The 21,716-nt window shown below is 45.6% G+C and carries 19 protein-coding genes; 3 read left to right on the forward strand and 16 right to left on the reverse strand.

Translation table 11 applies throughout. The features are described from left to right. Positions 1-6 precede the first annotated feature (6 nt). The 9 genes from phoU to ICN17_RS08890 all read right to left on the reverse strand — a co-directional run bounded on the left by phoU (position 7) and on the right by ICN17_RS08890 (position 9,688). The gene (gene phoU, locus ICN17_RS08850) at positions 7-714 is read right to left on the reverse strand and encodes a phosphate signaling complex protein PhoU (RefSeq protein WP_216237128.1); all 708 of its coding nucleotides are present in this window, start codon (positions 712-714) and stop codon (positions 7-9) included. Positions 715-727: 13 nt separating this feature from the next. Then, positions 728-1,564 carry a phosphate ABC transporter ATP-binding protein PstB gene (gene pstB / locus ICN17_RS08855; protein ID WP_216861830.1) on the reverse strand — a complete coding sequence of 279 codons (837 nt, stop codon included), beginning with the start codon at positions 1,562-1,564 and terminating at the stop codon, positions 728-730. Between the two features lie 8 nt (positions 1,565-1,572). Further along, a complete protein-coding gene (gene pstA, locus ICN17_RS08860) occupies positions 1,573-2,439 on the reverse strand; it encodes a phosphate ABC transporter permease PstA (RefSeq protein WP_216237130.1) in 867 nt (288 codons plus the stop codon). Beyond that, positions 2,436-3,422 carry a phosphate ABC transporter permease subunit PstC gene (pstC, locus tag ICN17_RS08865; protein WP_216237131.1) on the reverse strand — a complete coding sequence of 329 codons (987 nt, stop codon included), beginning with the start codon at positions 3,420-3,422 and terminating at the stop codon, positions 2,436-2,438. Before pstC ends, pstA begins: the two co-directional genes overlap by 4 nt. Positions 3,423-3,511: 89 nt before the next feature. Then, complete coding sequence (gene pstS / locus ICN17_RS08870; protein ID WP_216237133.1) at positions 3,512-4,534, reverse strand: phosphate ABC transporter substrate-binding protein PstS; 1,023 nt, start codon at positions 4,532-4,534, stop codon at positions 3,512-3,514. A gap of 164 nt (positions 4,535-4,698) precedes the next feature. Next, positions 4,699-6,042, reverse strand: coding sequence for a phosphoglucosamine mutase (glmM, locus tag ICN17_RS08875; RefSeq protein WP_216237134.1), 1,344 nt, complete (start codon positions 6,040-6,042; stop codon positions 4,699-4,701). 44 nt (positions 6,043-6,086) lie between these two features. Further along, positions 6,087-6,926 (reverse strand): dihydropteroate synthase, encoded by an 840-nt coding sequence (gene folP / locus ICN17_RS08880; RefSeq protein WP_216237136.1) that lies wholly within the window; start codon positions 6,924-6,926, stop codon positions 6,087-6,089. A 39-nt stretch (positions 6,927-6,965) separates the two neighbouring features. Beyond that, positions 6,966-8,846: an ATP-dependent zinc metalloprotease FtsH gene (gene ftsH, locus ICN17_RS08885; protein WP_216237137.1), complete on the reverse strand. Its 1,881-nt coding sequence runs from the start codon at positions 8,844-8,846 to the stop codon at positions 6,966-6,968. A gap of 167 nt (positions 8,847-9,013) precedes the next feature. Continuing rightward, on the reverse strand, positions 9,014-9,688 hold the full coding sequence (locus ICN17_RS08890) for an RlmE family RNA methyltransferase (protein WP_216237138.1): 675 nt from the start codon (positions 9,686-9,688) through the stop codon (positions 9,014-9,016). A gap of 126 nt (positions 9,689-9,814) precedes the next feature. Here ICN17_RS08890 and ICN17_RS08895 point away from each other — a divergent pair, with 126 nt between their 5' ends. Further along, positions 9,815-10,441 (forward strand): YhbY family RNA-binding protein, encoded by a 627-nt coding sequence (locus ICN17_RS08895; RefSeq protein WP_216237139.1) that lies wholly within the window; start codon positions 9,815-9,817, stop codon positions 10,439-10,441. Between the two features lie 61 nt (positions 10,442-10,502). Here ICN17_RS08895 and ICN17_RS08900 read toward each other — a convergent pair whose 3' ends face one another. From ICN17_RS08900 to gloB, 7 genes are all read right to left on the reverse strand, one after another. Continuing rightward, positions 10,503-10,973, reverse strand: coding sequence for a DUF4149 domain-containing protein (locus tag ICN17_RS08900; RefSeq protein ID WP_216237140.1), 471 nt, complete (start codon positions 10,971-10,973; stop codon positions 10,503-10,505). A gap of 26 nt (positions 10,974-10,999) precedes the next feature. Beyond that, positions 11,000-11,476 carry a transcription elongation factor GreA gene (gene greA, locus ICN17_RS08905; protein WP_087910051.1) on the reverse strand — a complete coding sequence of 159 codons (477 nt, stop codon included), beginning with the start codon at positions 11,474-11,476 and terminating at the stop codon, positions 11,000-11,002. A 58-nt stretch (positions 11,477-11,534) separates the two neighbouring features. Continuing rightward, a complete protein-coding gene (carB, locus tag ICN17_RS08910; protein ID WP_216237141.1) occupies positions 11,535-14,798 on the reverse strand; it encodes a carbamoyl-phosphate synthase large subunit in 3,264 nt (1,087 codons plus the stop codon). After that, positions 14,798-15,991, reverse strand: a complete 1,194-nt coding sequence (gene carA, locus ICN17_RS08915; protein WP_216237142.1) for a glutamine-hydrolyzing carbamoyl-phosphate synthase small subunit — start codon at positions 15,989-15,991, stop codon at positions 14,798-14,800. The genes carB and carA overlap by 1 nt, the downstream gene beginning before the upstream one ends. Before the next feature lie 238 nt (positions 15,992-16,229). Beyond that, positions 16,230-18,113 (reverse strand): propionate--CoA ligase, encoded by a 1,884-nt coding sequence (locus ICN17_RS08920; protein WP_216237143.1) that lies wholly within the window; start codon positions 18,111-18,113, stop codon positions 16,230-16,232. A 29-nt stretch (positions 18,114-18,142) separates the two neighbouring features. Then, positions 18,143-19,540 (reverse strand): transglycosylase SLT domain-containing protein, encoded by a 1,398-nt coding sequence (locus ICN17_RS08925; protein ID WP_216237145.1) that lies wholly within the window; start codon positions 19,538-19,540, stop codon positions 18,143-18,145. Continuing rightward, positions 19,540-20,349, reverse strand: a complete 810-nt coding sequence (gene gloB / locus ICN17_RS08930; protein WP_216237147.1) for a hydroxyacylglutathione hydrolase — start codon at positions 20,347-20,349, stop codon at positions 19,540-19,542. The genes ICN17_RS08925 and gloB overlap by 1 nt, the downstream gene beginning before the upstream one ends. A gap of 36 nt (positions 20,350-20,385) precedes the next feature. On the opposite strand from gloB, the gene ICN17_RS08935 reads away from it, so the two are divergent. Further along, positions 20,386-21,168 carry a class I SAM-dependent methyltransferase gene (locus tag ICN17_RS08935; RefSeq protein ID WP_255538382.1) on the forward strand — a complete coding sequence of 261 codons (783 nt, stop codon included), beginning with the start codon at positions 20,386-20,388 and terminating at the stop codon, positions 21,166-21,168. A gap of 4 nt (positions 21,169-21,172) precedes the next feature. Continuing rightward, on the forward strand, positions 21,173-21,637 hold the full coding sequence (gene rnhA / locus ICN17_RS08940) for a ribonuclease HI (RefSeq protein WP_216237151.1): 465 nt from the start codon (positions 21,173-21,175) through the stop codon (positions 21,635-21,637). Positions 21,638-21,716: the final 79 nt, after the last annotated feature.

Raw genomic sequence — 21,716 nt, forward strand, 5'->3', positions numbered from 1 at the left:
TTGTGATTATTCTTTGTTAGCTTCGCGTACTAAATCTTCGTGCGGTATATGGCGAACATCTGAGCCCTTTGCAATATAAATTACAAACTCAGCAATGTTTTTTGCATGATCGCCAATGCGCTCAATTGCCTTGGCAATTGTGAGCATATCTAAGCCAGTGCTAATAATGTGCGGATCTTCAGACATATACGAAATGAGTTTTCGGACAAAGCCCCTAAACTCTTCATCAATCTGACGGTCCTCAGCCACAACCTCAGCAGCCGCAACGGTATCAAGTCGTGCAAATGCATCCAAACTACGACGTAATAGATTAATGGCCATTTGACCGGAGAGACGTATTTCGGCAACGTTGATGTTGTGTGGGGTACCGGCCTCAATCAGGCGTTTAGTACGCTTTGCAACACGTTCTGCTTCATCGCCTGCACGCTCAAGATTAGTAATCGCCTTTGATACAGCCATTACTAAGCGTAAGTCGCGAGCAGTTGGCTGACGTCTAGCAATGAGTTCAGTACAAGCTAGGTCAATTTGAACCTCAAGATCGTTTACCAGTTTTTCATTCTCGATAACAATATTACAAGTATCAATATCCATTTGCGTGAATGCACGCATAGCAGTAGAAATCTGTGCTTCTACTAAGCCACCCATCTCTAATAAACGACTAGAAAGTGAATTTAAGTCCGCATCAAATTGTGATGATAAGTGTTTATCTGGCATTTAGTGTCTCCAATTAACCGAAGCGACCGGTAATATAGTCTTCTGTTTCTTTGCGCTTAGGCTTGATAAATATTTCATCTGTTTTACCATACTCAACCATGCTTCCAAGATACATATAGGCAGTGTAATCAGATACTCGGGCAGCCTGCTGCATATTGTGGGTAACAATCGCAATTGTGTACTCATGCTTGAGCTCATTAATCAATTCTTCAATTTTGCCGGTAGAAATCGGGTCCAATGCTGATGTAGGCTCATCGAGCAAAATCACAGATGGTTTCACTGCAACACCACGAGCGATACAAAGGCGCTGTTGTTGACCGCCTGATAGTGATAAGCCACTTTGGTTCAATTTGTCTTTAGCTTCATTCCACAAGGCTGCCTTATTGAGGGCCCACTCAACACGCTCATCCATTTCTGAGCGGGAAAGCTTTTCATATAAACGCACACCAAAGGCAATGTTTTCATAGATGGACATTGGAAATGGGGTTGGCTTTTGGAAAACCATACCAATACGTGAACGCAGTAAGTTCAAGTCTTGTCCTGGCTCCAGGATATTTTGGCCGTAGAAGTTGATTTCACCCTCGGCACGTTGACCAGGATAGAGGTCATACATGCGATTCAAGGTACGCAATAGCGTAGATTTACCGCAACCAGAGGGTCCAATAAATGCAGTTACCTTACCCTGCTCAATATCAAGATTGATGTCTTTGAGGCCCTGAAATGAACCATAAAAGAAATTGAGATTTCGAACTTCAAGCGCATTGATAACAGCCTGCTCTGATTGTTGATTTATTGATTCCACATTACCCCCTTGACTATCAATCTTATTTAAGTCAAACATTGATTTCATATTACTCATCATCCTTGGACCTTCTCACGGAATACCACTCGTGCCAAAATATTTAAACCGAGTACGGCAAATGTGATCAATAAAGCTGCAGCCCAGGCTAAATCAACCCAGTTATCATAAGGGCTCATTGCAAACTGAAAAATGACCACTGGCAAGTTAGCCATTGGGGCATTCATATTGGTCGAGAAGAATTGGTTATTTAATGCTGTAAATAGCAATGGCGCTGTTTCACCGCTCACGCGTGCAAGAGCCAACAAGATACCGGTTATCACGCCACTTTTCGCAGCGCGCAAAGTAATCATGAAAGCGACTTTCCATTTAGGCGTGCCTAAGGCATAGGCAGCTTCACGCAAACTTCCTGGAACTAAGCGCAGCATATTTTCTGTTGTTCTCACTACAACTGGAATCGCAATCAGAGCCAATGCAATCGTGCCAGCCCAACCCGAGAAGTGACGAACTTGTGCTACTACCAATGCATACACGAATAGACCAATCACAATTGAGGGGGCAGACAACATGATGTCAGTAACGAAACGAGTGGTTGAGGCAACCTTACTTCTATCGCCATACTCTGATAGATATAAACCAGCCAACACGCCAACAGGAGTGCTGATTAACGTACAGCTAGCCACAATCATGAGACTGCCAACAATCGCATTAGCCAAACCACCGCCCTCTGATCCCGGTGCAGGTGTACTGTGCGTAAAGACATCTAAATTAATTGATGAAAAACCTTTGATAAATAAAACGCTCAAAATCCAGAGCAAAAAAACCATACCCAGGACCATGGCCATCATAGAGAGGACTAAGCCAATTTTGTTTGCACGCTTACGCTTGGCAAAAATTGCAGGATTAATATTTGAGAGGCCGTTCATGTTTTGAGTCCTTGCTTTTTCTCCATATTCATCAGCATCCACTTAGCAACAGCTAATACAATGAATGTGATAACAAATAGCGCAAGACCCAGGGCGAATAAGGAGGAATAATGCGCTCCAAGCTCAGCTTCGCCAAACTCGTTAGCTAAGGTCGATGCAATTGAGTTTCCAGGGGCAAATAATGAGGGGGATAAGCGGTGGGCATTACCAATAACGAAAGTCACTGCCATCGTCTCACCGAGCGCCCTACCCAATCCAAGCATGATGCCGCCAATCACACCAGCCTTGGTATAAGGAAGTACCACGTTCTTAACAACCTCCCAAGTTGTACATCCAATACCATAGGCAGATTCTTTCAGCACTGGCGGAACGATTTCGAATACGTCTCGCATCACTGAGGCGATGAACGGTAGGATCATCATCGCGAGTATCAAACCTGCGCAGAGAATACCGATACCGTTAAATGCGCCAGAGAAAAGAATGCCTAAACCAGGGATCTGACCAAGGGTTGCAGCTAATGCTGGCTGAATGTATTCACCAAACAGTGGTGCAAATATGAACAGACCAAACATACCATAAATAATCGAGGGTACAGCAGCAAGTAATTCGACTGCGGTACCTAAAGGTCTTTTGAGTGGAGCTGGGCATAGCTCAGTTAAAAATACTGCAATACCAAAACTTAAGGGTACTGCAATTAGTAAAGCAATTAGAGAGGTGACAATAGTTCCGTAGATAGCAATTAGGCCACCAAACTCACCGTTAATAATGTCCCACTCTTTAGTGAAGAAGAATCCAATTCCAAATTTATCAAGAGCTGGCCAAGCATTAATCACCAATGAAATAATGATGCCCACCAAAGCAATCAGTACTGATACCGCAAAGAATTGTGTAATTGCGTGAAATAGAAAATCTTGAACACGCTGTAACTTAGCAATCCTAAGGGCCTGCTGTGTCGGAGCCGAGTGAGACTGAAGAATATCCATTATGAATTTGGCTTATTTAAATGATGAAACAGCTCCACAATCTTGTGGAGCTGTACATTAACAAGTGACTTAAAGAGAACTATCAAACCTTACTTGGTTGCAACTTTAGTAAATACGTTCTTACGAATAAAGTCTGTTGTTGAATCAGGCATCGGAACATAATCCAACTCTTCTGCCATTTTCTTGCCATCTTTAAATGCGAAGTCAAAGAATTTGATCACTTCAGCAGCATTTGCTTTGTTATCTGGATTCTTGTAAAGCAAGATAAAGGAAGCACCGCTAATTGGCCATGATTTAGCACCAGAAGCATTGGTGATAAAGGTGCCCATACCAGGGATCTTTGCCCAATCAGTTCCAGCAGCAGCTGCAGCAAAAGTTACATCATCAGGTGCAACAAAATTACCGTCTTTATTTTTCAAAGAGATATAGGTCATCTTGTTCTTCTTGGCATAAGCATATTCAACGTAGCCAACGGAGTTCTTAACACGAGACACGTTTGCAGCAAAACCTTCATTGCCTTTACCGCCAACTGAAGAAGCGGCCGGCCATTTCACTGCGGCGCCAGCACCAACAGCATCTTTCCACAAGGTGCTTACTTTTGCTAAATAGTCAGTAAAAATAGCGGTCGTACCAGATCCGTCTGCGCGATGAATGACAGTAATTGGACCGGAAGGGATCTTCACGCCTGGGTTCATGATTGCAATACGCTTATCACCCCAGTCAGAGATAATGCCCTGGAAAATATCTGCTAAGGTTGGGCCGTCTAATTTGATCTCACCTGGCTTAACACCGTCAACGTTTATAACTGGAACTACTCCACCAATAATGGCTGGAAATTGAACCATGCCATCTTTTTCAAGATCTTCAAATTTCACTGGATTATCAGTTGCACCGAAATCCACTGTTTTTGCTTTAATTTGCTTGATACCGCCAGAAGAACCAATTGACTGGTAGTTCAAATTAGAGCCGGTTTTTGCCTTATAGGCTTCTGCCCATTTGGCATAAATTGGGTAAGGGAATGTTGCGCCCGCTCCTGTCATATCAGCAGCAAATGCAATTGGGGCCAATGAAATAGCGCTAATAACGAGTGCTTTTTTCAAAAAAGATTTCATGTGATTAGTCCTAATATAGAAATAACGCAACATTGCGATATAAGGACGATACGATTGGACTATGACGCTTTGATGACAGGATTGTCATCAATAATAAAAATCAAATAAATCAATGGTTTAGATTGAAATTATGAGGTCAAAATTGAGAAATAATCCCCTAGGAATTATGCGATCGGCACTAAATCGGCGATACTTTTTGCAGCCGTCATGGCTACTTTGGCGTCTTTAGTCTCAACCATCACCCTGAGAAGGGGCTCTGTACCAGATGCCCTGATCAGCACCCTGCCAATATCTTTCAGATCAGCCTCTACTTTGGAGATCTGCTGTTTGAGTTTTTCATCTGACTTCCAATCGTAACCAGGCTTGAATTTCACATTCAAGAGCACCTGGGGAAAGATGCTTACCTTCTCCAATAACTGCGCCAGACTCTTTTTATTTTGACTCATGGCTGCTAGCACTTGGAGGGCCGCAATCGTGCCATCACCTGTGGAATGCTGATCTAAGCACAGTAAATGGCCTGAACCTTCTCCGCCAATAATCCAGCCCTTTTGTTTTAGGAGCTCAAGAACGTATCTATCGCCTACATTGGCACGCTCAAATCCAATCCCTAAATCCTTAATCGCGTTCTCAACTGCCAAGTTAGTCATGAGCGTACCAACTGCACCGCCAATCTTATATCCACGGTCCAATCGATCTTTAGCGAGCACATATAAAAGCTCATCGCCATTAAATAGTCTGCCTGTGGCATCGACCATTTGCAGACGGTCTGCATCACCATCTAAAGCAATGCCTAAATCCGCTTTTTCTGCCTTGACTTTAGCAATGAGTGCGTCAGGTGCAGTTGCGCCACAGCCATCATTAATGTTTCTACCGTCTGGAGCAACCCCAATGGAAATTACTTCTGCACCCAGCTCATGAAAGACATTTGGTGCAGTGTGATAGGCGGCGCCATTAGCGCAATCGACTACCAGCTTTAATTTCTTCAGATTGAGATCACCTGGGAATGTCGATTTGCAGAATTCAATATAGCGTCCCGCTGCATCATCTAAGCGAAATGCTTTACCCAAATCTTGCGCACTCACACATCCCATGGGCTTTGCTAACTCAGCTTCAATTGCTAACTCAAAGTCATCATCGAGTTTGTCGCCATTGGCCGAGAAAAACTTAATGCCGTTATCTTGATATGGATTATGTGATGCAGAAATCACCACGCCTGCTGATAAACGCAAGGCTTTAGTAAGGTAAGCTACTCCAGGGGTTGGCATTGGTCCACACAACATAACATCGACGCCTGCGGCAGCAAAACCAGCTTCTAATGCTGCTTCGAGTAAATAACCTGAGATACGCGTATCTTTACCAATCAATACTTTGCAACGTTGGCCTGGTTTGGCATCTCTGGATAAGACCATGCCTGCGGCATATCCAAGGCGAGTCATAAACTCAGGGACAATTGGAAATTGCCCTACTTCACCACGAATGCCATCAGTTCCAAAGTATTGTTTTTTCATAGGGTCATTATAAAACTGAGAAGCTTTGGCTCAGAGCTTAGGCTCTAGCAATCTATTGCTTCCCATAGCTTTAAAGCATCTACTGTTTCCGGAACATCATGAACCCTGACAATTTTGGCCCCACGATCAGCCGCCATAATGGCTGCTGCAATGCTAGGGGCTACTCGCTCACTGGTATCCTTACCAGTGAGCTTACCGATCATCGATTTACGAGATATGCCCGCTAAGACCGGATACCCCAAACTCGAGAAATCCTTGAAATGCGACAACATGCTCAGATTATGTTCAAGGCTTTTGCCAAATCCAAAGCCTGGATCAATAGCAATTCTGTTTTGGGTAATGCCTTTTGATCTGAGTAACTCTGCACGTTCTTTATGAAATAGTGTGACGTCTGCTACTACATCTTGATACTGTGGATTAAATTGCATAGTCAATGGATCGCGTTGCATATGCATCAATACAATTCCACAATCTTGACTCTCTAGTACAGCATCCACGGCACCGTCTTGTCTCAATGCCCAGATGTCATTGACACAATCAACGCCAGCATGAAGTGCCTGACGCATAGTTTCTGCTTTATAGGTATCAATTGAAAGAGGTACACCACAGTTTTTGAGTGCCTCAATCACCGGCAAAACACGATCAAGCTCTTCTTGAAGTTCTACTGGCTCCGCTCCTGGCCTAGTTGACTCTCCACCGATATCGATGAGATCAACACCATTGGCAATCATGAACTCCGCTTGAGCGATGGCATCTTTCGGAGTTCTAAATTGACCGCCATCAGAAAATGAATCGGGTGTGGCATTCAGAATGCCCATAACCACGGGACGTTTACGTTTGGTGAAGTCAAAAAGAAAACGCCCACAACGCCATGTTGTGGGCATCTCTTGTATGCCTTGCTTGTCCATTCAGACGGCTAAGTTTTAAGCTGTTGCTGGGGCGCTACCAGCAGCCGGTCCAGGTGCTCCACCAGCAGAGTTACCAAACTGGGTTGCAGGAGGAGGAAGCGGTGCTCTTGGGGGACGACCTTCCATAATGTCATTGATTTGCTCAGCATCGATGGTCTCCCATTCGAGCAAAGCAGCAACCATGGCTTCTACCTTATCGCGATTATTCTCAAGAATAGATCTCGCTAAGTTGTATTGGCTGTCGATCAGCGTACGAATCTCAAAGTCTACTTTTTGTTGAGTTAACTCAGAAACGGTCTTAGTGCTGTTGCGACCAAAGATACTTTCTGATTCAGTATCAACATAAACCATCGTACCCAAGCTATCGCTCATGCCATAACGCGTCACCATATCGCGCGCCATTTTAGTAGCACGCTCAAAGTCATTCGATGCACCGGTGCTCATCGAGTTTAAGAAAACTTCTTCTGCAGCACGACCACCAAACAAAATCGCCAACTCTTCCATCATGCGATCTTTGTACAGATTGACACGATCAAACTCGGGCAACTGCCAAGTCACACCCAAAGCCATGCCACGCGGCATGATGGTGACCTTATGAACTGGATCAGCCTTAGGCAGAATCTTGGCTACAACCGCATGCCCAGACTCGTGATAAGCCGTGTTACGACGCTCTTCTTCGCGCATCACTGCTGACTTACGCTCAGGACCCATATAGATCTTGTCCTTAGCGTCTTCAAAATCTCTCATATCTACTGAACGCTTATTACGACGTGCAGCAAATAAAGCAGCTTCGTTAACTAGATTCGCTAAATCCGCACCAGAAAATCCTGGTGTGCCACGTGCCAACACTGCAGCGTTGACATCCGGATCAATTGGAACTTTGCGCATATGCACTTGCAAGATCTGTTCGCGACCACGAATATCAGGCAAACCAACGTGAACCTGACGATCGAACCGGCCTGGACGTAACAGGGCTTTATCTAAAACATCGGAACGGTTGGTAGCAGCAACGACAATCACGCCGCTATTGCTTTCGAAGCCATCCATCTCAACGAGCATTTGATTCAAGGTTTGCTCACGCTCATCATTACCACCGCCCATACCAGCACCGCGATGGCGACCTACAGCATCAATCTCATCAATAAAGATGATGCATGGTGAATTTTTCTTAGCGTTCTCAAACATATCGCGTACGCGAGATGCACCAACACCAACAAACATTTCTACGAAATCAGAACCCGAGATCGAGAAAAATGGAACTTTCGCCTCACCCGCAATAGCACGTGCCAGCAGGGTTTTACCGGTACCCGGAGGGCCCACCAGCAGAACACCATGAGGAATACGACCACCAAGCTTTTGAAACTTCTGCGGATCTTTTAAGAAATCAACTAACTCATAGACTTCTTCTTTAGCTTCATCGCAACCAGCAACATCAGCGAATGTCACGGTGTTACTATTTTCATCAATTAGGCGCGCTTTCGATTTACCAAAAGAGAATGCTCCGCCTTTACCGCCACCTTGCATTTGACGCATCATGAAAAACCAAAAACCAATAATCAATAAAGTAGGTCCGAGATAGTACAAAGCAGAAACCAACATATTGGGTTCATCATCTGCTTTACCAGTAACCTGGACGCCGTACTTCATTAAGTCCCCAACCATCCAAATATCGCCTGGAGAGATGATGGAGTATTTAGAACCGTCAGCAGGAGTAACTTGCAATGTACGGCCTTGTACATCCACACGCCTCACTTTGCCCGCTTTCGCGTCATCCATGAATTGGGAATACGTGACTTGAGTTTGGTCCTTGGGTTTATCAAACTGTTTAAAAACAGTGAAAAGTACCAAGCCCACAATGAGCCACACACCGATTTTTTGGAACATATTGCTGTTCAAATTGTTTCCTTTTCTGGATCTACCCAGGATTTAAAGCCAATTGCTTTCTAAGTATTTGATTCTACTACCACCCTTTTTCAAGGGCCAATGGCTTATTTATTTAATAAACCCATCTATTTCGGGGGGTTATTGGGGTGCTTCTGTCGCCTCAATATCCTAAAGGGAGCTTATTTAGGGGGTTTTAAGTTACGACCCAGTAGAAAAATCTCTGAGGATCTAGCCCGGGAGGCCTTAGGCTTGCGGGAGGCAACCGTTTTAAAGACCTTTTTGAAGGATTCGACAATCTGGCTGTAACCGCTGCCGTTAAAGCATTTGATCAATAAAGCACCCCCAGGCTTGAGGTGGGCTACGGCAAAGTCTAGGGCAATTTCGGCTAAAAAGGCCATTCGAGCAGCGTCTGCAACGCCCACGCCTGAAAGGTTTGGCGCCATATCGGATAAGACGAGATCAACCTTGCCTTCAGCGCTCTTAGGCAATAAGGCTTCTAAAGCCTGGAGCCCCTCTTCTTCACGAAAGTCACCCTGTATAAAGCTGACATCTGCAATATCTTCCATTGGCAAAATATCGATAGCAATGATTTGACCATCAGGCTTGCCAGATTCAATCTTGGGATTGCTTTTGCCTAACTCGGTAAGACGATTACGGGCGTACTGTGACCAGCTCCCGGGGGCGCTTCCAAGGTCGACAATGGTCATGCCCGCTTGTATGAGGTGATCTTGCTCATCAATTTCACTGAGTTTATAAACCGCTCTAGCGCGATAGCCCTCTTTCTGAGCCATCTTCACATAGGGATCGGTTAAATGATCCTGCAACCAACTTTTATTAAATTTATTCTTTGCCACAACTTACCCACTTTCACCCTACATTTTCCTAGTTTTAGCCCTCTAAAGCAAAAGGAATCGTAGTCAAAGCTGTTAAAACCCTTCCAAATAGGCCTTTTAAGCTATCAATGCTCTATCATCAAGTCCATGACTGCTCTTACTATCACCCCCGCACAACGCAAATCCCTCAAAGCTGATGCCCACGACTTAAGTCCAGTGGTAATGGTTGGTGGTGATGGCTTAACGCCTGCTGTAATTAAAGAGGCCAAGCTTGCTATTAGTCATCATGGCCTCATTAAGGTTCGCGTGTTTGGCGATGATCGTGAAGCGCGCGTGGCGATATACGAAGAACTCTGCGACAAACTCGATGCTGCACCAGTGCAGCATATTGGCAAGCTACTGGTTCTATGGAAACCCAAAGATGTAGTTGAGGAAGCGTTTTCAAATCTCAGTAGATCATCAAAGCAGACCAAGAAATCATTACAAGCTCCACGCACTAAACGTCAGCCAAATCGTGCTCCAACAAAATCTGGTGTTCGTACCAGCACCTCAGAACGATCAGATCGACGCTCTGCTTCGAATGCTGCACCATTTGCCAGAGCTGCAGCTGTGAAATCTGCTACGCCAAAGAAACGTGTGCTGCGCTCTGAAGCAGCTGAATCAAAAATTGGCTGGTCATCACCAGGCTATCGTAAAGCTGCTGCTGCACTCGCTCCGATTAAGAAGCGTAAAGTACGCATGAGTAGTACTAAGAAAAAATCGCTTGGGTCTTAATCGACTGAGCTGATTTAAAAAACGCCGCTAGTCGGCGTTTTTTATTGCCTAAATTAAATAGTTATGGATTTGGCTTAGTGAGACGCCAAACCAGATAAAGGCCCAGTGCGCTCTGAATCATAAAGACGATACTAGAAGCGCCGTGGAGCTTTCCAAATAGATCCGCCGATGGCGAGAGCATGACAGGCATTCCATTAAGCAGAGCCTGATCTCTCAGGGTATTCATCCAGGGGATAAATACGAATGAAGCCACCATCGAGCAGAGCAACATGCCTAATAGGATTAGTCGAATGATTCTGTACTGAGTGAGGCCGCGCGTAACGAGCAGATTTGCAAGCACCATCAGTGCAATACAAACTATCGTACTGAGATAAGCCTCTACTTTAAAGATGCTACCGGCAACCATGCCAGCGACTTGACGATCGGTAAGTGTGCCAAAGATTGTTGGTGCAACCAAATATCCAACGGTAAGAATGCTACCAACCCAAAGACCAGCAACTAAGATAAAAAGGCGTTGTGCGCCAGCATGCATAAGATTAGCTGCTCTTGATATTGCGCTTAGATATAGCGAACTGCCAAAATCTCAACTTCACGGTTACCACCTGGTGCTTGAACAGCAACCACATCACCCTCTTCCTTGCTAATCAGGGCGCGGGCAATTGGAGAACTAATCGAGATTTTGTTAGAGGCAATATCAGCTTCATCGTCACCGACAATTTGATAAGTAAATTTAGTACCGTCTTCAAGATCTTCCAAATCCACAGTAGCACCGAACACGATGCGACCAGAAACATCTAGTGAAGCAGGATCAATAATCTGAGCTGCAGAAAGCTTGCCCTCTAGCTCCTGAATACGGCCTTCAATGAAACCCTGCTTTTCTTTAGCAGCGTCATACTCGGCATTCTCAGAGAGATCGCCTTGGGCACGGGCCTCAGAAATAGAAATAATCACTGCTGGGCGCTCAACATGCTTAAGACGGTGCAGCTCCTCTTTCAAGAGTTCTGCACCGCGTTTGGTAAGGGGAATTGTGCTCATACTGCCAACCTAACTTAAATTCTTGCGCTCAATTGCGCGAACAAAAGTTGATTTTAGATTAAATGAGCTTCCGATGTAAGTCTTGCAAGGAATAGACCTCTAGAGACTCTTTGCTGCCTTTTTGGGAAGCTAGAAGCCCATCCATTACAGCCCGTGCTGCACTAATAGTTGTGTAGTAAGTCACGCCATTGGCTTGGGCACTAGTTCGGATAGACCGAGAGTCCGCAATAGCAGTACGGGTTTCATCCACGGTTGTAAATACTAGGGAAATTTCACCATTTTTGATGAAATCCACAATATGCGGACGACCATCTTTCACCTTATTGACTACACGGACCGGCAAACCAGCTGCCTCTATTGCTGCTGCAGTACCTTTGGTAGCAACCATCGGGAAACCTAACTGATGTAAAAGTTTGGCAACCTCAACTGCTTTAGGCTTATCGCTATCTTTCACGGTTAGTAATACAGTTCCACTTTTCGGCAGCTTGATACCAGCGCCCAATTGGGATTTGAATAAAGCTTCACCAAAAGTCTTGCCAACACCCATAACCTCACCAGTGGAGCGCATCTCTGGTCCAAGAATGGGGTCGATGCCAGGGAACTTATTAAATGGGAACACGGCTTCTTTTACAGAGAAGTAAGGCGGTTTGACTTCCGCCTTAATACCTTGCTGCTCTAGAGTTTGACCCACCATGCAGCGAGCAGCAATCTTCGCCAACTGTAGACCGGTTGCTTTGGATACAAACGGAACCGTACGTGAAGCACGTGGATTCACTTCCAAGACATAAATAACATCTTTGCCGTCAACATTTTGGATGGCAAATTGCACGTTCATCAAACCAATCACGTTCAAGCCCTTAGCCATAGCCGCTGTTTGTCGTTTGATTTCCGCAACCGTTTCATCTGATAGTGAATATGGTGGCAATGAACATGCAGAGTCACCTGAGTGAACACCAGCCTGCTCAATATGCTCCATCACACCACCAATGAAGACCTTAGTGCCATCACTAATGCAATCGACATCACACTCAATTGCATCATTGAGAAAGCGGTCTAGCAATACTGGGGAGTCATGAGATACCTTGACGGCTTCACGCATATAGCGCTCCAAGTCACGCCCATCATGAACAATTTCCATCGCACGACCACCCAATACATAGGAAGGACGTACTACCAAGGGGTAGCCAATCTCTTCAGCTAGTTTGAGAGCTTCATCTTCAGCACGTGCAGTCCGATTTGGCGGCTGACGTAAACCTAAGTCATGCAAGAGTTTCTGGAAGCGTTCACGGTCTTCAGCAGCATCAATCATGTCTGGAGAGGTACCAATAATTGGCACACCATTACGCTCCAGATCCAAAGCGAGTTTCAATGGAGTTTGACCGCCGTACTGCACGATCACGCCTTTTGGCTTCTCTTTGGCAACGATTTCTAATACGTCTTCGAGGGTTAGTGGCTCGAAATACAAGCGATCAGATGTGTCGTAGTCGGTTGAAACAGTTTCTGGGTTGCAGTTCACCATAATGGTTTCATAACCATCATCGCGCATTGCTAAGGCTGCATGTACACAGCAATAGTCAAACTCAATACCTTGACCAATACGATTAGGGCCACCGCCCAAGACCATGATCTTGTCTTTAGTAGTTGGATTAGATTCGCATTCACCATGCTCTGCTTCATAGGTCGAATACAGATAGGCGGTATTCGTTGAGAATTCGGCTGCGCAAGTATCAACCCGCTTGTACACAGGAACTACCTTTAAGCGATGACGTGCAGCACGAACAGATGAAGCATCAACACCAAGTAATTTAGCTAAGCGACGGTCTGAAAAGCCCTTTTGCTTAACAGCACGCAGCTCTGCTGCTGACAGACTATCGATCTTACGTTGCTTAAGCTCCGCTTCAATCGTGATGAGTTCTTCAATTTGCTCTAAGAACCAAGGATCAACTTTAGTTTCTGCATATACCTCATCAAGACCCATGCCCATCCGGAAGGCGTCAGCCAAATACCAAATACGATCCGGGCCTGGCTCATTGATTTCATTAATGATGTCATCCAAGTCGGTAGACACTTCATCCAAGCCGTCTACGCCAACCTCCAGACCACGTAGCGCCTTTTGGAATGACTCCTGGAAAGTACGACCAATCGCCATTACTTCACCAACGGATTTCATTTGCGTTGTTAAACGGGAATCGGCTTGTGGGAATTTCTCGAAGGCAAAGCGCGGAATCTTTGTCACTACGTAGTCAATGGAGGGCTCAAATGATGCAGGGGTAGCGCCGCCAGTAATGTCGTTCTTCAACTCATCTAAGGTATAGCCAACAGCCAGCTTTGCTGCAATCTTGGCAATCGGGAAACCAGTTGCCTTAGAAGCTAGCGCGGATGAACGAGATACCCGTGGGTTCATCTCAATAACAATCATGCGACCATCAACGGGATTGATAGAAAACTGAACGTTTGATCCACCAGTATCCACACCAATTTCACGCAGAACTGCAATCGATGCATTACGCATGATTTGATATTCTTTATCAGTCAGCGTTTGTGCAGGTGCAACGGTGATTGAGTCACCCGTATGCACACCCATTGGATCTAAGTTTTCAATTGAGCAAACAATGATGCAATTGTCATGACGATCACGCACCACTTCCATCTCAAACTCTTTCCAGCCCAAGAGCGACTCTTCAATCAAGAGCTCACGGGTTGGTGAAAGATCAAGGCCGCGTTTACAGATCTCTTCGAACTCTTCACGGTTATAAGCAATGCCACCACCAGATCCACCCATGGTGAATGAAGGGCGAATCACGACCGGGAATCCTGAGCTGCCAGTCTCTTGCTGAATACGTTGTTGAACCTCTAAGGCCTCATCCATCGAATGCGCAATACCAGACTTAGCAGATCCAAGACCAATCTTGGTCATCGCTTCTTTAAATTTCTGGCGGTCTTCGGCTTTATCGATTGCTTCTGGAGATGCGCCGATGAGTTCACAGCCGTACTTTTCTAATACGCCGTTACGGTGCAAATCTAAAGCACAGTTCAAGGCAGTTTGACCACCCATCGTTGGCAAAATGGCGTCTGGTTTTTCGGTGGCGATGATGCGCTCAACCACTTCCCAAGTAATAGGTTCGATGTAAGTGACATCCGCCATCTCAGGGTCAGTCATGATGGTTGCAGGATTACTATTTACCAAAATAACTTTGTAACCCTCATCACGCAGGGCCTTACAAGCTTGCGCACCGGAGTAATCAAACTCACAGGCTTGGCCAATCACAATGGGACCTGCACCAATAATTAGGATGCTCTTAATATCGCTACGCTTAGGCATTATTTGCCCCCCTTATTACCAACAGCGGCAGCATTCATGAGCTCCACAAAACGATCGAATAAATAGGCAATGTCATGAGGTCCAGGCGATGCCTCAGGGTGACCTTGGAAGCAGAATGCCGGCCGGTCTTTCCAAGCCAAGCCTTGTAATGAGCCATCAAATAGAGAGACGTGCGTAACTCGAATATTATCTGGCAAGGTTTTGGCATCAACTGCAAAACCATGGTTCTGGGAGGTAATCGCTACACGTCCAGTATCTAGGTCTTTCACTGGATGATTGGCGCCGTGGTGACCGAACTTCATCTTCAAGGTTTTTGCACCAGCTGCTAAACCCATAATTTGATGGCCTAAACAGATACCAAAAGTTGGGACACCTTTTTCGATGATTTCTTTTGCTGCTGCAATTGCATAGTCACAAGGCTCAGGATCTCCAGGGCCGTTAGAGAAGAAAACGCCGTCAGGATTCATGGCCAGCACTTCTGAGGCACTCGTTTGTGCAGGTACTACAGTGAGCTCACAACCACGCTCTGTGAGCATGCGCAAAATATTGTGTTTAACACCAAAGTCATAAGCGACCACTTTTTTAGTCGGTTTGCTGGTATCTAAAGTTTTGTACGCAGGTTTATCTTCAGGGCCATGCAATTCCCATTCAGCTTCACGCCATGGGTAGGATTTTTTGGTAGACACGACTTTAGCCAAATCTAAGCCAGACATTCCTGGGAAAGCTTTTGCCAACTCAAGTGCTTTCTTGCCCAAGACTTCATAGCTATCACCCAATTTGCCAGCCACAATCGCACCAGATTGAGCGCCTTGATCACGCAGAATACGAGTTAGCTTGCGGGTATCAATGCCAGCGATTCCAAGAATGCCTGCTTTGGTGAGATAGGCGTCAAGCGTTCCTTCAGAGCGAAAGCTAGAAACGCGCTTGGGTAAATCTTTAATGACTAGGCCTGCGGCATGAATCTGGTCAGACTCTGCATCTTGGGAATTCACGCCAACGTTGCCGATATGAGGATATGTGAGGGTCACAATCTGACGGCAGTAACTTGGATCGGTAATGATCTCTTGATAACCAGTTAAAGCGGTATTGAAAACAACTTCGCCGGTAGTTTCGCCAGGGGCGCCAATGCTAAAACCGGGAAATATAGTGCCGTCGGCTAGGGCCAACACGGCGGGGGGAAAAGAAGGAAGCAAGGGTGACAAACCATCTCCAGTCCCTGCTCCATCCGACGCTCAAAACCCCCAAAAAGACTAACCCCGGGGCTTGTTTATGCGGGAGGTGAGTGTCTTTAAGCGCTAGGGTATTTATTTAGTTTCGAACCTTGCAATGATACCAGTTTTGCTCGTAAACCCTTGAATACCCAGCCAATTGACACTTTGCTGGCCGTTTCCTCCCCTAACCCTTGGTTGGGGGAGGTTTTGCTTTTAATCCTTAGGCCTGCGCGCTTTGCTCAATGATGGTCTTAATTTGAGCCAAAACAGTCTGGTCTTCCATGGTGCTGATATCACCAGGGTCGCGCCCTTCTGCTACAGCCTGTAATGCACGACGTACAATCTTGCCGGAACGGGTTTTTGGTAATGCCGTTACAACGTAAACACGTCCAGGACGAGCAATGGCGCCCAACTGACTATCCACAGTCTTCATGCATTCTTTTTCCAGGGTCTCTGTATTGGAAGAATTTTTAGGGATTACAAACGCAATCGCAGCCTGACCCTTGAGCTTGTCTTCAATACCAACCACAGCAACCTCAGAAACGTTTGGATGACTTGAAATACTCTCTTCAATCTCACGAGTTCCAAGGCGATGCCCAGCAACGTTAATCACATCATCGGTGCGGCCCAAGATAAAGAAGTAGCCATCTTTATCCTTAATGCCCCAGTCAAACGTGGAGTAGATCAACTTACCAGGAATGGTTTCCCAATAAGTACTGACGAAACGCTTGTCATCGCCCCAAACCGTTTGCATACAACCGGGAGGCAATGGGCCTTCAATGGCAATAACGCCTTTTTGATCAGGCCCTAATTCTGCTGAAGTAGCATCATCTAGCAACTTCATGTTGTAACCAAAGGATGGTACGCCTGGAGAACCAAACTTATGTGGCATGACTTCAATGCCACGCTGGATTGCTAGCATTGGCCAACCTGTTTCTGTCTGCCAGTAGTTATCCACAATCGGTTTGTTGATTGCATCATGAATCCAACTTGCAGTTGGCTCATCCAGTGGCTCGCCTGCCAAGAACAAGGCGCGCAATGATGAGAGATCATATTTAGTCAAGAAAGCAGGATCTTGTTTTTTGAGAACACGAACCGCTGTTGGCGCTGAGAACATCACTGACACTTTGTATTTCTCAACCAATTCCCACCAAATACCTGCATCTGGACGCAGTGGTGTGCCCTCATACATAATTGTTGCCATACCATTTAGCAATGGTCCATAGATGATGTAACTATGGCCTACAACCCAGCCGATATCTGAAGTGGTGAACATGGTTTCACCAGGCTTGCCACAAAAGATATGGTTCATAGTTGACATTAATGCAACCGCATATCCACCGGTATCACGCTGCACGCCCTTTGGTTTACCAGTTGTGCCTGAGGTATACAAAATATACGAAGGATGAGTTGCATCAACCCATTCAATGGGCACGATATCGCTCAGGTGCTTTTGACGCTCAGTAGCATAATCAAGGTCACGGCCAGCAACGGTGGTGAATTCAGTTAGGCCACGATTCACGATCAATACTTTTTCAGGCTTATAACTAGCCAGGGTAATTGCTTCATCAAGGAGAGGCTTGTATGGAACTGCTTTTCCACCTCGCATTCCAGCCTCTGATGTCACTACCATTTTTGGTTTTGCATCATCAATACGGGATGCCAGGCTATGGGATGCAAAACCACCAAAGACTACTGAGTGAATGGCACCGATACGTGCACAAGCGAGCATTGCAAAACACGCTTCAGCAATCATCGGCATATAAATCAGGACACGATCGCCCTTGTTGATGCCATTTGCTTTGTAAATAGCAGCCATACGATTGACTTCTTCGTAGAGCTCTTGATAGGTATATGCCTTCTCGATATTAGTTTCGGTAGAAACTGCAACTAAGGCCGTTTGATTTGGTCGCTCTTTAGCGTGACGATCTACTGCGTTGTAACAAAGATTAGTAAGGCCACCCTCAAACCATTTGGCAAATGGGGGGTTATCGTAATTCAGTACCTTATTAAATGGTTTTTCCCAATGAATTAACTTTGCCTGCTCACCCCAGAAACCGTCTGGATCTTTTACTGAGCGTTCATGATGTGCTTTATAGGACATGGTCAACCTAATTAAAAAATGACTGAAATTTACGGATTTTTAGTGGCCGCTTTGCTGCTGGAGGAGGCCGAACTACCATTTTTCGCAGATTTTGCAAGTCCTGTCGATGCGGATTTATGCTGAGACGCAGCATTTTTTGCAGAAGAATTACCCTTAGAAGCAGATTTCGCTGTGGCGCACTTGGCATTTTTAGTGCCCTTGGCTGTTTTTGCACAATTTGAAGCTGGCGGTGGCGCAGGCTTTTCCAAACTCAAACTGGCATTTTCAGCCATCGCTGATGAAACGTCGCCAGCACGAACACTGGTCTTTGGTATTAATACGGTGGACCCTGCCTTAATGCGCATACCCTTTGGAATTCCATTGACGGATCTCAAGGAATCCACATCCACACCTAAAGTTTTGGCAGCCTGATCAACACTTTCTGTTTTTGCAATCTTCACAGCCGTCCATGAGGATAGTGGCTTATTGTAGTTCTTCAGATTAGCCTGAAAAATTTCCGCATGGGCAAACGGCAATAGAATCTGCTGATTGGCGTTACTCAATATCACGGGCTTATTAAATGAAGGATTGAGATTTTGGAACTCTTGCTCAGGGATTTCAGCAAGCTTAATTGCTACTGCTACATCAATATCGTTATCAATATCGAGTGCCACAAAGTATGGGTGGTTTTCTAGTTCAGGCAAAACAATTCCATAGGCCTGTGGATCTAAAACAATTTGACGATAAGCCATGAGCTTTGGCACGTAATTGCGAGTTTCCTTTGGCATTGTTAGGCTCAGATAATCCGTAGGCAAACCGGCTGCAATATTACGTTTCTGGGCCTTCGAAATATTGCCGGCACCCCAGTTATACGCTGCCAGTGCCAGCTCCCAAGTGCCAAATTGATTGTATAAACGCTGTAAATAATCTAATGCAGCATCGGTTGATTGCACAACATCACGACGCTCATCTCTAAAGACGTTTTGAGTCAGACGAAAATCTTTTCCCGTTGCCGGCATGAATTGCCATAAACCAACTGCCTTTGCACTGGACTTGGCATGCGTGACGAAAGCACTCTCTACAAATGGTAGTAAAGCAATTTCTGTTGGCATATTACGAGCGTTCACTTCTTGCACTATATAAAACATATAACGCGAAGAGCGCGCCATGGAGCGATTTACATAATCTGGCCTTGCGCTAAGCCAGCGTACTTGCTCAATTTCAATTGGAGTATTCATAGGCTCCATTTGGAAGCCATCCCGAATTCGTATCCATAAATTATCGGAAGGTGCATACACCTTGCTGACCGATTGGTTCTTGAGGTTAACGCGCGTTGCTTTAGATGAATTCGGATTAGATTTAGTCGGCGTATCTGAAGACCAATCGCCAGTGCTCGCACATCCGGATAGAAAAGCGACAAGCAAAATTGTCGCAGCATACAAACGCATCAGAATCGATCTTTCCAGGCTCGAATTACTGCTAGGACGTGTGCTGGAGTTGGCAAGGATTGCTGGCTAGAGACCTCTTTCGCCATAGCAATGACCTCTGCTTGATCACAACGCATAAATGGATTGACCTGTAATTCTTGACCAATAGTCGTTGGCAATGTCGGGAGATTTTGCGACCTCAAGGCTTTGGCTTTTTCTGACCAAGAGATCAAATTCAAATTATTAGGCTCCACAGCTAAAGCAAAACGAATATTGGATAAGGTATATTCATGAGTGCAGTACACCAAGGTATTTTTCGGCAACGAAGCAAACTTGGCCAATGACTGAGTCATCTGGGTTGGCGTGCCTTCAAATAGACGCCCGCATCCTGATGCAAATAACGTGTCTCCACAAAACAGTATTGGTTCTACAACATTGGCCTGCATATTGGCGAAATAGGCAATATGAGTCAAGGTATGCCCAGGAACCTCAAACGCCTTAAAACTCATTCTGGGCAAAGCAATTTCTACCTTGTCATCTTCTTTAACAATCACTGTCCTACCTGGAATATCCTCGCCAACCGGTCCATAAACAGGAATATTGCTACCAAAACTTCTTAATAAATTGAGGATTCCACCGGTATGGTCGGCGTGATGGTGAGTAATCAAAATGCCAGTGAGGGCCAGGTCATTTTGCAAGAGATAGTCTTCTACGGGCACAGAATCGCCTGGATCGACCACTAAAGCCGACTTCCCATCGTGGATACACCAGATGTAATTGTCGTCAAAGGCCGGAATAGGCCAAACTTGCAATAAAGTATTCTTATCCATAGAACGATGATACCAACCCCACCCATCCCCTCCCAGATGCCCGCACCCCCATGGAGTTCGTGGGAAAAATGGCTCCAATCCCCACCAGGACGCTATGTTTTGGGTTGGGAGCAAAAGTGCTGCAACCAAATTGTTGCGGATGTATTTGGATTTCATGCAGTACAGATCGGTTTGCCACAAATCAATACCTTGGCTGAAAACCGCATGCCCTTGCAGGCACTCTTGTTACATTCGAGTGACAGTCGCGAATACGCTTCTCGCTTTAACTGGCATCTGGTTGAGGGAAATTACTCTGAGTTGCCATTTGCAAATGAAAGTCTGGATTTAGTAGTGTTACCCCACGTACTCGAATTTGCTGCTGACCCACATCAAATTTTGCGCGAAGTAGATCGCGTCTTACGCCCTGAAGGTCGACTCATCATTTCAGGGTTTAATCCTGCAAGCTTATGGGGTGCGCGACAGTACCTCAGTAGATTAATTGGTAATCCTTACTTACCGCGTGATGGTCAGTTTATTAGTCTTATACGAGTAAAGGACTGGTTGCAATTATTGAACTTTTCATTAGATCGTGGGCACTTTGGCTGTTATAAGTTTCCCCTGCAAGGTCAGTCCTCTATGGGTCGCATGGATTTCTTAGAATCTATGGGCAATCGCTGGTGGCCTATTTTTGGCGCAGTATTTTTAGTTTCAGCAATCAAGCGGCAAAAAGGGATGCGCCTCATTGGTCAAATTGCACCAGCACGTATTCCCGCATTACAGCAACTTACCCCGGCTGCAGAACGCAATCAACTTCAAGAAGTTCAAGAGAACGTAAATTAGAGCAATGTCACACCACAAATCAACGCCATCCGCACCGCATATCGTTATCTATACCGATGGTGCTTGTAAAGGCAACCCTGGCCCTGGAGGTTGGGGTGCTGTATTGCGCTCGGGCGGTCATGAAAAACATATTCATGGCGGTGAAAAACTCACCACCAACAATCGCATGGAAATTAGTGCGGTGATTTTTGCACTGCGTGCTCTGAAACAAAGAAGTAGCGTTGAACTATGGACAGACTCCCAATACGTCCAAAAAGGTGTGACTGAATGGCTTGAAGGCTGGAAAAAACGGGGTTGGAAGACGGCCAGCAAGGATCCGGTCAAAAATGCCGATCTCTGGCAGGAATTAGATGCCCTTTTGCCAGATCATGAGATTTCTTGGCATTGGGTCAGAGGCCATAACGGCCATCCCGGCAATGAACTAGCTGATCAACTGGCAAACAAGGGTGTCGAGGAGTTTTTGCCCTAGAGTCAATATCGCCCCAAAAGCACTATTTAGACCGTCTTATGAGAGAATGGCTCTGACTCAAAAAGCGCCAAAACCGCAT

Origin of the sequence: Polynucleobacter sp. 73C-SIWE (genome assembly GCF_018882465.1) — a bacterium.
In the GTDB taxonomy this organism is placed as follows: domain Bacteria; phylum Pseudomonadota; class Gammaproteobacteria; order Burkholderiales; family Burkholderiaceae; genus Polynucleobacter.